Source organism: Ralstonia mojiangensis, assembly GCF_023955645.1.
Classification (GTDB): Bacteria; Pseudomonadota; Gammaproteobacteria; order Burkholderiales; family Burkholderiaceae; genus Ralstonia; species Ralstonia mojiangensis.
Genome location: NZ_JAMXHU010000005.1, coordinates 23223 through 36533, shown reverse-complemented (window position 1 = coordinate 36533; position 13311 = coordinate 23223). Strand labels below are relative to the sequence as shown.

Here is a 13311-nt window from a genome sequence, read left to right as displayed (position 1 = left end):
CATGGATTACTTCCTTCTGCACGGCGGCGCGCGTGGCGGTATGCAGGGCGATGCCCAGGCGGCAGGTGTGCACCGCTGGCTGGCCGGGGCAATTCGCGAGCTGGGTGTGCTGGTGGCCGAGACGACTGGCCACGATGCGTTCATCGAGCAGATTGGCGCAGTGAACCCCGAAGTCGTGTTTGTGCGCTTTGCCTCGTCGCCCACGCTGATTGATGTGCCCGATCACGACCAAAAGCTGGGCGAGGGGGCCGACGCGATCAACGAGGCGACGCAACTGGTCGCACAACTCACGCGCTTGTTTCCGGGCTTGCCGCTGGTGGCGGTGGGTTCCGCTGCCGACGGCCGCGCGATGCTGGCTGCGTTGCGCGCAGGGGTCAAGGATTTCGTCGATGTGGACGGCGCACCGGCCGAGGCCGTACGCGTGGTGCGTCGCCTGCTGGCGGAGCGCGCATCGGCTGAGCCGACCCGCCGTGGCCGCGTGCTGGCCGTGTTGGGCGCACGCCCTGGCGTGGGCGCCACCACGTTGGCCACCAATCTGGCCACGCTTGTGCGCCGCACGTCGGCCAGCGATGTGATGCTGCTCGACCTCGGTCAGCCGCTGCGTGATGGCGCGCTGTACCTGAACGTGCAGGCCAATTTCCATTTCGTCGAGGCTGTGCGCAACCTGCGCCGCTTCGATCAGGTGTTTGTGCAGACCGCGCTGTCGCGTCATCCGAACGGGCTTGCCGTCCTGCCGCTGCCGATCTCGCTGGCTGAGATGCGCGACATTTCGTTCTCTGAAGCGCTCGGCTTGCTGAGCCGGCTGCGTACGTTCTTCGACCTGCAGGTCGTCGACCTGGGCGGCTTTGGCAACATCGACTTCATCGCGCAGATCATTAAAGCCGCCGACGACGTGATGCTGGTGACCGAGCAGAGCGTGGGCGCCATCGTGTCGGCGGCCGAACTGATGCAGGAACTCAAGAAGCGAGAAATTGACCGCGATCACCTGCATCTGACCATTTCGAAATTCGACACGCGCTTGTCGCTGGACGCAGCGCAGATCGCCGAGCGGCTGGAAATTCCTTCGGTGCTGACCGTGCCGAACCGCCGCGAAGCGCTGGTCATTGCCTCCAACCAGGGAGCGATGCTCGCGGAAACGCACCCCACCGATGCCTATGTGCGCGCGCTTGCGCAGATTGCCCAGACACTCGGCTACGCCCAGCAGAGCGAGCGAGCTTCAGGTGTCTCAAGCTGGGTGTCAGGCGTGAGTGCGCGACTGGGCGGCCGCTTTGGCGCACGCTCCAAACGCAAGTCGGCAGACGCCACTGAACTGGATATCGGTACCACCGAACGGAACGCGACATGACCCAACCCATCGAGTTCTCCAACCAGCCGGACGCCGGCAACGGCGCGTTTGCCGTTTCGCAGGCCTTCCAGGACATCAAGGAAGCCGCGCACGAACACTTGCTGACGCGCATCGAAGAACTTGGTGCCGAGTTCGGTCGCTGGTCGCGCACAGCCATTCAGCGCTTTGTCGATCTGGAAGTGGAAGGCTTCACGCGCATGCGCCGCATTCCCGTCAACGAGACGGAAGTCCGGCAGATTGCCGAGGCGCTGACAAAAGAGTTGGCCGGCTTTGGCCCCATTGAAGATCTGCTGGCCGATCCGGCGGTGGAAGACATTCTCGTCAACGGCCATCTGGACGTTTACGTGTCACGCCACGGCATTCTCGAGCGCATTCCGGTGCGCTTTGCCGATAACAACCACCTGCTGCGCATCGTGCGCCGCATCCTTGCGCCGATCGGGCGCCGGCTGGATGAATCGAACCCGATGGTCGACGCACGCTTGCCCGACGGTGGCCGCATCAACGTGGTCATTCCGCCGCTGGCGCTCGAAGGGCCAGTGGTGTCGATCCGCAAGTTTCGGAAAGACCCGCTCAAGCCCGAAGACCTGCTCGGCCTGGGTACGATGAGTGAAGAGATCGGCGCGCTGATCGAAGCTGCTGTGCGCGCCCGCTGCAACATCCTGGTGAGCGGTGGCACCAGCTCGGGCAAGACCTCGCTGCTTAACGCGATGGCGTATCACATTCCCGAGTCAGAGCGTGTGATCACCATTGAAGACACGGCCGAACTGTCGCTCAACCACCCGCACGTGGTGCGCCTGGAAAGCCGGCCCGGCGGCTTTGAGGGAACCGGCGTCGTCACGATTCGGGAGCTGCTGCGCAACAGCCTGCGCATGCGGCCCGACCGCATTATCGTGGGCGAAGTGCGTGGCGGTGAAGTGCTGGAGATGCTGCAAGCCATGAGCACCGGCCACGATGGCTCGATGGGCACCATTCACGCCAGCAGCCCGCGCGAATGCCTCTACCGGTTGGAGATGCTGGCGGGCTTTGCCGGCTTCCAAGGCAGTGAGGTGAGCCTGCGCCGGCAGATCACCAACGCCATTGATTTCATCGTGCAGATCGGGCGGTTGTCAAACGGCAAGCGCCGCATCCTGTCGATCACGGAAGTGACCGGGCTGGGGGACAACATCATCTCCACGCAGGAGCTGTACCGCTACGAGCCCTACATCGGCCCGGATGGCGAAGAGGTCGACCGCTGGACGGCGCTCGGCCTGCAGCCGCATTCGCCCAAGCTGGCCCGCATGCGCAACAGCGAAGGCGGCGGGATGGACGGTGGCATGACCGGATTCGGCGGCGGAGGCCGTTTCCATGTCTAGCATGACGCTCTGGTTCGGTTGCCTCGCGCTGCTGCTGATGGGTGCATCGCTCATGCTCTGGGCGGAGGCCGTGCGCCGTCGCGAGCGCGAGGCATCGCGCAGCTTCGTACGCGCACAGACCGAACAGATCAATGCGCGTTATCAACCGAATGTCGAGCCCGTGCCCGCAAGCGTGCCCGACTCGCTGAACCGCGCCTGGCAGGATGCACTGCGCCGCGCAGATATCGAACCGAGCCGGCGCTTCTACATATTTCTTATTGGCCCCGCGTTCATGATTGCGCTCGCCGTCTGGGCGATGTCGAGCGCGCTTTCAGCCCTGACGGCGCTGGCGCTGTACGTGGTGATCGTCGCTTTCCTGTTTTGGAACCGCACCCGGAAGATGAACGAGCGCCTGCTGGCGCAATTGCCTGGCTTTCTCGATGGCGTGGTGCGGTTGATGAGCATTGGCAGCGCGGTCCCCGCGGCGTTTCAGGCAGCCAGCGCCAATACCGAGCAGCCGTTGCGCAACTGCCTGATCGCCATCACGCAAATGCAGCGCGCTGGCAAGGATCTCGACGCTGCGGTGCTGACCGTCGGCCAACAGTACCGCGTGAACGAATTGATCCTGCTGTCATCGGTGCTGCGCTTGGCGTTGCGCTACGGCGGGCGTGCAGACATTGTGATGGAGCGCACCGCTGCGTTCATGCGCGACCGGCAGCAGGCCCAGCGGGAGCTGTTTGCCCTGTCGGCCGAGACGCGATTGTCTGCATGGATCATCGGCCTGCTGCCGATTGTGGTGGGCGGAGTCATCGTCATGTTCAACGCGGCGTACATCATGTCGATGTGGCGCGATCCGTTCGGCAAGACGTTGATTCTGACGGCCTTCGGCATGGAAGTGCTCGGTGCGGTCATGCTGGCCAAGCTCGCGAAATCGGTCTGAGGAGAACGCATGGACGACACCCTGGTTACCCTCAGTCTGACCGCGGCTGCCGCGGGCGTGCTGGTGTTCGGTGGACTCGCGCTGCGTGCAACGCTCACGCGACATCGCAGCGCTCGCAAGCTCGATACGGCGCTGTCCGACATGCGCGCGACGGCGGCCAACCCCGCAGCGCCCACCGCGTCGCCGGTTGTGCAGCCCGCTGCCAAGCCCCGCCCGCACGGCCCGCGTGAAGCGCAGCAGATCCAGCAACAGATTGCCAAGGTCGGGCAGCGCTGGATCGACACCGGCCTGGGCCGCCGCATCGTGACGGAGGAAGACCGCAAGTTGCTCGAGGAATGCGGCTACTACGGCGAACACGCCCGCACCGTCTTTGGTGGGACTCGTATCCTGCTGCCGCCGCTGCTTGCTGTGTTCGGCGCGTTGCATGCGTCATCGCTCCTGTTCGTGTTCGTGTTCAGTTTTGTCGGCATCGCGTTGGGCTACCTTGCGCCGAAGTGGCTGCTCGGGCGCCGCAAGGAAAGCCGCCGGCGCCGTATGGACGATGAGCTGCCCGTCATGGTCGACATGCTGCGGCTGCTTCAGGGTGTTGGCTTGTCGATCGACCAAAGCCTGCAGGTGATTGCCAACGAATTCCACAGCATGCTGCCCGTGCTGGCGGGTGAGTTTGGCCGGGCCAACCAGCAGTTCGCCTCGGGCCGCCCTCGCGAGCAGACATTGCTGCGCATTGCACGCCTGTTCGACAACGAAGACCTGAAGGGCCTCATCACGCTTCTCACGCAGGTGGATCGCTTCGGCGGCGCGGTGCAGGAGCCGCTGCGGCAGTTCGGCGGCCGTCTGCAGGAGAACCGCCGCGCGCGGCTGAAGGAGCGCGTGGGCAAGCTGACCGTGCAGATGACGATGATCATGGTCCTGACGCTATTGCCCGCGTTGCTGATCGTCACGGCGGGGCCGGGCTTCATGGGCGTGATGCGCAGCTTGCAAAAAACCGGGGGACATTGAGATGACACGCTTCCCAAACACCGCGCGCGCCAGCTGGGCCGGCGTGGCCATGTTGACCATCCTCCTGGCTGGCTGCGGCTCGATGGCCACGTCCGACATGAGCCTGCGCGCCGATGCCGACATTGAAATGGCTCGTCAGCGCCAGAGCCAGGAGAAGTCCGAGATCACCAGTCCGGCGACGTATCTTTCGCTGATTCGCAAGATGCAGGAGCAGGGCCTGTATTACGCATCGCTCGCGCATATTGATGCCTACCAGCAACGCTATGGCCGCGCACCCGAAATCATGCTGCTACGCGCGGATGCGCTGCGCGAAACCGATCAACTTGCCGCTGCCGATGCCGAGTACCGCGCGGTTGTGGGCGCCACCTCTGCCATGGGCGCAGGCACGCAAGGCGGATTGCTCAATGCCGCAGCGTGGCGCGGCTTGGGCATCGTTGCAGGGCGTCAAGGCAACTTTGCCGAAGCGGCCCGCCGCCTGCAGGTGGCTGCCCAAGCCAATCCGACCGACGCCAGCACGGCCAGCGATTTTGGCTACGCGCTGATGCGGTCGGGTGAGGTCGAGCAAGCCCGCGTGCCGTTGATGCAGGCGCAGCAGATGGCCGCAGCCAGCCCGAAGATCGCGGGCAACCTGGTGATCTGGCTCACGGTGAATGATCGCAAGGACGATGCTGCGTCGCTCGCGTCGCACGCCCAACTGACGGCATCCGCGCGCAAGGCCATTGACGAAGACGTGGCACGCGTGCGCGGCGCCTGGCGCGATCGGCGTATCGCTCGCGACGCGGCGGCGGTTGCCACCCGTGCGGTGGCGCTCGGCCCATCTGCCTCAGGCGTAGCCGGGGCGGCCACGCCTGCTATCACGCCTCAATCCCGTCCGCTGGCATTGCAGCGCGGCCGCTTGCTTGACACCTTGGAGACCGCGCAATGATCCCCCGCATTCTGATGGCTGCCGGTATGGCGGTATGGCTGCTGAGCAACCCGGCTGGCGCGCAAGGCTTTTCGGGCGGCAGTCCGCAGAACGCTACGCAAGCCGCGCCCAACGTGGGTAGCAACATGGGCGATGCCACGCACGCCTTGCTCAAAGCGCAGCGCGAGGGGACGTATGCGGGCGAGTTCGTCCCGTTACGTGGGGAGCAGGCCGCGCTGGCGTATCAGCGCTATCTTGATTCGTTCAGTCGACCTATGCCTGGCCTCTCGCAGACGGCTCCGAGTGCGAAGTCGACAAGCTCGAGTCAAGCCACTACCGCACGTTGACCCTTCACAGAACGCCGCTGTGACACGAGCCACTTCCCGCCTTCGTCGAGCCGCCAAGCTCCGCCGCCGCCTGCGCGGCGCGGTAAGCGTGATGACGGCCACCTTTATCGCCACGGTTGGATTGGCGGTGCTGGTGTCGATCGACATCGGCAACCTGTTCTATCAGCAGCGCGCGCTGCAACGCTCGGCCGATCTGGCAGCCATGGCCGCGGCCCAGCGCCTTGACCTGCCTGCCGCCGCACAACAGGCGGTGGTGCAGAACGGACTGACGGTGGATGGCACCAATGTCACGCTGGCAGTCGTGCCGGGCGTTTGGGATGCCAGCGCGGGCACGGCGCCCACGTATTTCACCGCGCAGGCAGCAGTCGACGGCAACACCAACGCCGCACAGGTGACGATTACCCAGAACGTGCCGTATTTCTTCATGGTGGGCCGGCGGCAACTGATGGCGACGGCGATTGCAAAGAACACGTCCATCGTCGCGTTCTCTCTCGGGTCCGGGCTCGCCTCAGTCAATAACGGCCTCTTGAATCAGCTGCTCGGATACCTGCTCCACACGAACCTGAATATCGATGCCGTTTCGTATCAGGGGCTGGCCACGACCAACATCCGCCTGGCCGATCTTGCGGTGGCGCTGGGTGCGGGTTCGATGCAGGAACTGCTGTCGCTGTCGCCCAGCCTGGGGACGCTTTTCAATGCTGTGATCTCGGTGGCGTCGCAGTCCGGGCTGGCCGGGGTGTCGGTAGGTGGGGCAGGCGCCAGCAATGCGCTGTCGTTTGGCAACGATCTGAATGTGCCGATCAATATTGGCGATGGCGGAGCCTCGTCGCCGGGCTTGCTGCAGGTGCTGGCGCTGGCGGGCAATGAACAATCTGCACTCAATGCCACCGTCAACGTGCTGGATATCCTGACAACGGCTGCGCAGATTGCGAATAGCCAGTCGGCCGTGAATGTGGCGCCTGTTGCGCTCAACATCCTAGGGCTTGGGACGGTCACGCTCTCATTGAAGATCATTGAACCGCCGGCCATTGCGGTTGGGCCACCGGGGCAATTTTTGTCGGGGCCGAATGCGGGGCAATGGAGAACGCAAGCACGGACGGCGCAGGTCCGGTTGGGCTTAGGCATCAATGCCAACGTCTTGGGGCTCGCCGGCATTACATTGCCGATTGGTTTGCAGGTGGCCGGCGCGCAAGGGCACGCGAAATCAACCAATTGCGTCGTTCCTCGTCTGAACTCGACAGCCACCATCTCGGTGCAACCTCAGCCCGTTTCGCTATGCATTGCTATGGGGGCGGATACGGCAGTCAGTGGCGCGTTGAATTGTTCATCTGCCGCGCCAGCGCCTCTTGTCAATCTGCTTGGGATCGGCGCAGTGAGTATCAAGGCCAATGTGTCGCCGGCAGGCAATTCTGGTTGGTCTGATGAAACTATTGCCGCTACGCAGATCGGATTGAATCCGCAGACTGATACGAGCGGCAATTCACCACCACGCGTGGCGACACAGGCGGTGTTCGGTTCGGTCCTGAACAGCAACCTCAATCAACTGCAATTGACGGTCCTCGGAATTCCACTGGGGCCGATTGGTGCGGCAATTCTGTCGCCGGTGCTAGCGGTGATTGGCGCGACGCTCGACGCGGTCCTCACCCCTCTACTTGAAGTCCTCGGCATCCAACTCGGCTACGCCGACATCAAACTCCTCTCGCTCGACTGCGACGCCGTCGAGTTGGTTTACTGACATGGAAGCGACGACATGAAAACCGATCGCTGGGCGTACGAAACGCTTGAGATTTTTGTCTGGGAAGGCCGTCACGATATTGCCGATCGTGTGGCACGGTTCATGGCGCCGTTTGGGGCGGAGGTCATCCGTGCGGGCGGGATCGATTTTCAGCCGGCCGAGCCGCGACTGAAGCCGGCGGTAGCGGTGATCAGCGCGTCGGTGGTGGAAAGCGGTGGCTTTACGGTGCTCGACTGGCAGGCTGCGCAAGGCATGCCGGTGATCTGGGTTGCGGCGGACACGCAGCATGATTCGAGCCGCTTCCCGCCCGAATACACGTACGTGCTGGGTCCGGATTTTGGCGCCACCGAGCTGCGTGCGCAGATCAGCAAGGTCCTGCCGTCGATGTCGTCTGCGCAGGCCCAGGCGCAGGATCAGAGCGACCTCGTAGCCGCATCGCCGGCCATGCATGGGTTGCTGGAGCAGGTCGATACTTTTGCGGATTGCGACAGCAATGTCATGCTTTACGGTGAAACCGGCGCCGGCAAGGAACGTATTGCGCGCCTGCTGCACGACAAGAACAGCGTCTACGGCAAGGGCCCGTTCGTGGCGGTCAACTGCGGCGCGATTCCCGATGGGTTGTTCGAATCGCAGTTCTTCGGCCATGCCAAGGGCGCATTCACGGGCGCCATGTACGCGCACCGCGGCTACTTTGAACAGGCCAACGGCGGCACGCTGTTCCTCGATGAGCTGGGCGATCTGCCGCTATATCAGCAGGTGAAGCTGTTGCGCGTGCTGGAAGACAGCGAATGCACGCGGTTGGGCTCGACCGTGCCGGTCAAGCTGGATTTCCGCCTCGTGGCTGCCACCAACAAGAACCTGCGCGAGATGGTCGCCACGGGCAAGTTCCGCGCCGATCTGTATTTCCGCCTGGCTGTGATCGAGCTGCGCATCCCCAGCCTGGAGCAGCGCGGCGCGGACGACAAGATCGCGCTGCTGCTTTCTTTCCTGCGGCACTTGCTGGGCGATAAAACCTTTGATGCCATGCCGCCGGTGCCGGAATGGGTGCGGGCGTCGGTCGCTCGCGCCTACTTTGCCGGCAATGTGCGTGAGCTGCGCAACCTGGCAGAGCGCATCGGCATTACGCTGCGCCAGTTCGGCCGCTGGGACGAAGCCCGCATCCTGCCGTTGTTCGCCGGCCTGCAGCGCGATGCTTTCGAGCGCGAGGGCAGCCATGGCGGCTATGGCGAGCGCAGCAGCGGTGGGAATGGGGGCACGGGTGGCGAAGAGGAGCGTCGCCGTATCCTCGCCGCGCTGGACGCCAACAACTGGCGCCGCCAGGACACCGCCGCCACGCTGGGCATCAGCCGCAAGGTGCTGTGGGAAAAGATGCGCAAATACCAGATTGCCGACGGCGAAGCCGAGCTGCGCGAACTGGAGTGACGCCATACAACACACTACTGCGGGGCGGGCGGCCGGCGCGCCACTCGGGCGGCGGATCGCGTATAGTTTTCGGCTGCAACACCTGCGCAGAATCCACAGGGTCGAGATGAGAACACAACAACAATCAGGGAAAGCGTCGCATCAGGCGTTTCAGAGGGGATTGGCCATCGCGGCCGCAGTCGCAGTCTTGGCCGGTACGGCCGCCTGCACATCTGCCGTGGCGCAGAGCCCAGCCGCACCGCCCACCGCCATTGCACCGATTGCCGCTGCTGCGCCCGTGCCGGCGTTGACCGCCATGGTTGGCCAGCCGGCTGCAGCTGCACCCGTTGCCAGTGCGCCAGCCACGCCCAGCGGCGCGGCCAGCACGGGCAGCCGGGCTTCGACCAGCGCCGTATTCGAGCTGCAACAGCGCATGCAGGCGCACGAACTCTCGGAGTTGCGAACCACGTACAACGGTGCCTATGGCGCCAGCCTGCTGTTTGCCCAGAGCGACCTGACTTACTACGTCACGCTGTTCCAGCAGAAGGATCTCTGGCGTGTCATCAAGACCACCAACGAAGCCTTTGCCGAACGCCTGTACAGCGACTTCGCCCGGCAAACCCGCACGATGGCCGATCTGGAGCTGCAGCGCATCCGCCTGGAAGCCCAGAAAGAGCGCTCCGAGCGCCAGATTGCCGCCCAGCAGGAACAGCTCCGTGGCCTGAAGACCGACCTGGACATCCAACGTCAGCAGCAGGCCCAGGCGCAGGAACGGCAGAAGACTGCCCGGACCGAAGCCGACGCGCTGGATATCGAACGCCGTGCCGCTCGGGCGCGCGTGGACGAGCTGCAGCGTCAGATCCGCGAACTCGAAGCGCAGGTCAACGCGCCATTCAATTCACAGCCGCGCAGGCGCTGATTCAACGCTTCGCGTCATCCCCAGATCGGGCGGCCTACGGGCCGCCCGGTTCACTTTTAGGGGGCGGCATTCAAACATGGCGACTTTGTTTGATGTGGAGCGGGGCGGCGCGTACATTGGCGGACAATCCATTTTCGCAGTCGACCGCGCATGCGTTCCGCCTCCGAGTTACCCGCCAATGCATCGCCCGCAGCGGCGGAGCCCATCCCGCAGCCCAAGGGGCTGCCGTGGCTGGGCAACCTGCTTCAACTTCCCAAAGACCGCCTGGCCCAGACGCTCCTGGAAACCAGTCGGCAGTTTCCCCAAGGCCTTTACCAGCTCGACTTTGCCGGGCGGCGCGTGCCGTTCGTCTATTCCGCCGATCTCGTGGCCGAACTGTGCGATGAAACGCGCTTTCGCAAGCTGATCGGGCCGCCGCTGTCGTTCCTGCGGGCCGGGGCGGGCGATGGCCTCTTCACCGCGCATCAGGACGAACCCAACTGGGGCAAGGCGCATCGCATTCTGCTGCCGGCTTTTAGCCAGCGCGCGATGAAGGGCTACTTCGACGTGATGCTCGAGGTGGCCAATGCGCTGGCCGACAAATGGGCGCGCCAGGGGCCGGATGCCGATATCCCCGTGGCCGACGACATGACACGGCTGACGCTCGACACCATCTCGCTGGCGGGCTTCGGATACCGCTTTGATTCGTTCAACACGCCGGAGCTGCATCCGTTCCTGGCGGCCATGGTGGGGGTGCTGTCCGAAGCGATGGGCAAGCTCACGCGCCTGCCGCTCAAAGACCGCTTCATGCGCGAGCACCATCGCCGGTTTGCGCACGACGTGGCCGCCATGCACCAACTGGTGGACGAGGTGATCCGCGCGCGCCGTCAGGCAACAGATGGCGGCAGCGGCGCGAGCGACTTGCTCGGGTTGATGCTCAACGCCCGCGATCCGGTGTCGGACGAGCCACTGGATGACACCAACATCCGCTTCCAGGTCATCACCTTCCTGATTGCCGGGCACGAAACCACGAGCGGCCTGCTGACTTTTGCGCTGTATATGCTGCTCCGCCATCCGGCGGTGCTGGCGCAGGCGTACGCGGAGGTTGACCGCGTGCTGCCGGGCGATACCGTGCCGCAGTATGCGCACCTCGCGCAGCTCGACGTGATCGAGCGCGTGCTGAAGGAAACGCTGCGCCTGTGGCCGACCGCCCCGAGCTTTGGTGTGGCGCCATATGAAGACACGCGCATTGGCGGCCGGTACGCCATCCGCAAGGACCAGCGCGTGGTGACCGTGCTGCTGGCGCTGCATCGTGATCCGGCAGTGTGGGATCGCCCCGAAGTCTTCGATATCGACCGTTTCCTGCCAGAGAACGAAGCCAAGCTCCACCCGCACGCCTACAAGCCCTTCGGCAACGGCGAGCGCGCCTGCATCGGCCGCCAGTTTGCGTTGACTGAAGCCAAGCTGGCGCTCGCAGTGATCCTGCAGCGCTTTGCGTTGTCCGACCCGTACGACTACGGCTTTCACATCAAAGAAACGCTGACCCTCAAACCGGACGGTTTCCGCCTGCGCGCGCGGTTGCGTAATACGCGGGAGCGGCTGTCGATCGCCATGCCGTCGCGCACAGAGGTGGTCACGCAAAACGACGCCGAAGCCGCGCTCGCCGGCGGCGGCGAATCGATGCATGTGCTGTACGGCGGCAGCCTGGGCACTTGCCAGGACATCGCCGAGCAGCTTGCTGCCACCGCATCGCGCGCCGGCTTCGACGCCAAGGTGGCGCCGCTGGATACGATTGCCGACGCGCTGCCGCAGCACGGCGTGCTGATCGCGGTGGCCGCAACGTACAACGGCCGTGCGCCGGATAGCGCCCGCACGCTGGAAGCGCGGCTCGATGCTGCCGATGCGCTTACGCGGCAGGCAACAGGATTGCGCTACGCAGTGCTTGGCTGCGGCAACTTGCAATGGCCCGCGTACCAGGCATTTCCGAAGCGGGTGGAAGCGATGCTCGCGGCGGCCGGTGCGCAAGCCATCGTGCCGCGCGGCGAGGCTGACGGCAACGCCGGTTTCGATGCCGCCGTCGATGCCTGGACGCGCAGCCTGTGGAGCGCCCTGGGCGCCCGTCAGGCGCAGACCGATGGCCCATCCGTCCACGTCGACTATCTCGCCCCCGATGCCGTGCGCGCCGCCACGCTGCCGCCCGCCGCCCGCGCGATGACGGTGCTCGCGAACGAAGAACTCGTCAGCGACCCCACGGGCCTCTGGGACTTCACGCAGGAAGCCCCGCGCGGCCCCACGCGTCACCTCACCGTGCGGTTGCCCGACGGCGTGACCTACGCCACCGGAGACCACCTCGCCGTCTACCCGCGCAATGCCGACGACCGTGTCGACGCGGCCATCGCGCGACTCGGGTTGGAGGGCGACGCGCTCGTCACGCTGACCGCGCGCCATGCTCACGTGCGGCACTTGCCGCTCAACCAGGCGGTGTCCGTGCGCCAGTTGCTGCGCGATTTCGTCGAGCTGCAGGACACCGCCACCGTGCGCGACATCACCGCGCTGCATGCGGCCACGCGCTGTCCGTTCACGCGTGGCCAACTTGCGGTCTGGCTGGAGGGCAACGATGCAGCGCAGCGCTTCGACCAGGACATCCAAACTGCGCACGTGAGCGTGCTTGACCTGCTGATCCGCTTTCCGGCGATTGAACTGACGCTTGAGGCGTTTCTCGCGCGGCTTGGCGCAATGCGGCCGCGCTTCTATTCCATCGCTTCGTCGGCGCGTGTGTCGCCGGGTGTTGCCGCGCTCACGGTGGGCACGGTGTCCGGGCCGGCATGGTCCGGAGTCGGCACGTATCGCGGGACGGCATCGAACTACCTGATGACGCTGCGTGCAGGCGCAGAGATCGCTACTGCCGTGCGCACGCCCAACCCTCCGTTTGCCCCCGGCGCCGATGCCGGTAAGCCAATGGTGCTGATCGGCGCCGGAACGGGCATCGCGCCGTTCCGTGGTTTCCTGGAAGAGCGCGCCGCGCAGCAGGCGGCAGGCGAGGTGGTGGCAACGTCGCTGCTGTGTTTCGGCTGCCGCCACCCCGAGCACGACTTTCTGTATCGCGACACCTTGCGCGCGTGGGAAAACGCAGGTGTCGTGCGCGTTTTCCCGGCGTATTCATGCGTGGCCGATCATCCCCATCGCTTCGTCCAGCATGCGCTGTGGGGTGCGCGCGAAGCCGTGTGGGCGGCGTTCGATGCGGGCGCCACGTTGTACGTGTGTGGCGACGGCCGTGCGATGGCGCCCGCCGTGCGCGACACGCTCATCCGCATGCATCAAGCGCGCTACGGTAGCGACCTTGCGACCGCGTCGGACTGGTTGACTGCGCAGATGCAATCTGGCCGCTACCGCCAGGACGTCTTCAACTGA

10 protein-coding genes are annotated in these 13311 nt (G+C 64.9%); all 10 read left to right on the top strand.

From position 1 onward, the window contains the following. The first annotated feature begins 1 nt into the window (after nucleotide 1). The 10 genes from NG898_RS20695 (at nucleotide 2) to NG898_RS20650 (ending at nucleotide 13311) form a co-directional block, all read left to right on the top strand. Complete coding sequence (locus NG898_RS20695) at nucleotides 2-1345, top strand: CpaE/TadZ family protein (protein ID WP_252694204.1); 1344 nt, start codon at nucleotides 2-4, stop codon at nucleotides 1343-1345. Further along, entirely contained in the window at nucleotides 1342-2697 is a 1356-nt protein-coding gene (locus tag NG898_RS20690; protein ID WP_252694203.1) for a TadA family conjugal transfer-associated ATPase, read from the top strand. The genes NG898_RS20695 and NG898_RS20690 overlap by 4 nt, the downstream gene beginning before the upstream one ends. Next, nucleotides 2690-3616, top strand: coding sequence for a type II secretion system F family protein (locus tag NG898_RS20685; protein WP_252694202.1), 927 nt, complete (start codon nucleotides 2690-2692; stop codon nucleotides 3614-3616). Before NG898_RS20690 ends, NG898_RS20685 begins: the two co-directional genes overlap by 8 nt. 9 nt (nucleotides 3617-3625) lie before the next feature. Further along, nucleotides 3626-4615 carry a type II secretion system F family protein gene (locus NG898_RS20680; protein ID WP_252694201.1) on the top strand — a complete coding sequence of 330 codons (990 nt, stop codon included), beginning with the start codon at nucleotides 3626-3628 and terminating at the stop codon, nucleotides 4613-4615. Between the two features lies 1 nt (nucleotide 4616). Next, a complete protein-coding gene (locus tag NG898_RS20675; protein ID WP_252694200.1) occupies nucleotides 4617-5540 on the top strand; it encodes a tetratricopeptide repeat protein in 924 nt (307 codons plus the stop codon). Further along, complete coding sequence (locus tag NG898_RS20670) at nucleotides 5537-5866, top strand: DUF3613 domain-containing protein (RefSeq protein WP_252694199.1); 330 nt, start codon at nucleotides 5537-5539, stop codon at nucleotides 5864-5866. The genes NG898_RS20675 and NG898_RS20670 overlap by 4 nt, the downstream gene beginning before the upstream one ends. A gap of 88 nt (nucleotides 5867-5954) precedes the next feature. Beyond that, entirely contained in the window at nucleotides 5955-7601 is a 1647-nt protein-coding gene (locus tag NG898_RS20665) for a TadG family pilus assembly protein (RefSeq protein ID WP_260800596.1), read from the top strand. 15 nt (nucleotides 7602-7616) lie between these two features. After that, nucleotides 7617-9023 (top strand): sigma 54-interacting transcriptional regulator, encoded by a 1407-nt coding sequence (locus NG898_RS20660; RefSeq protein WP_252694198.1) that lies wholly within the window; start codon nucleotides 7617-7619, stop codon nucleotides 9021-9023. 106 nt (nucleotides 9024-9129) lie between these two features. Continuing rightward, nucleotides 9130-9921 (top strand): DUF2968 domain-containing protein, encoded by a 792-nt coding sequence (locus NG898_RS20655; protein ID WP_252694197.1) that lies wholly within the window; start codon nucleotides 9130-9132, stop codon nucleotides 9919-9921. Between the two features lie 150 nt (nucleotides 9922-10071). Beyond that, a complete protein-coding gene (locus tag NG898_RS20650) occupies nucleotides 10072-13311 on the top strand; it encodes a bifunctional cytochrome P450/NADPH--P450 reductase (RefSeq protein ID WP_252694196.1) in 3240 nt (1079 codons plus the stop codon).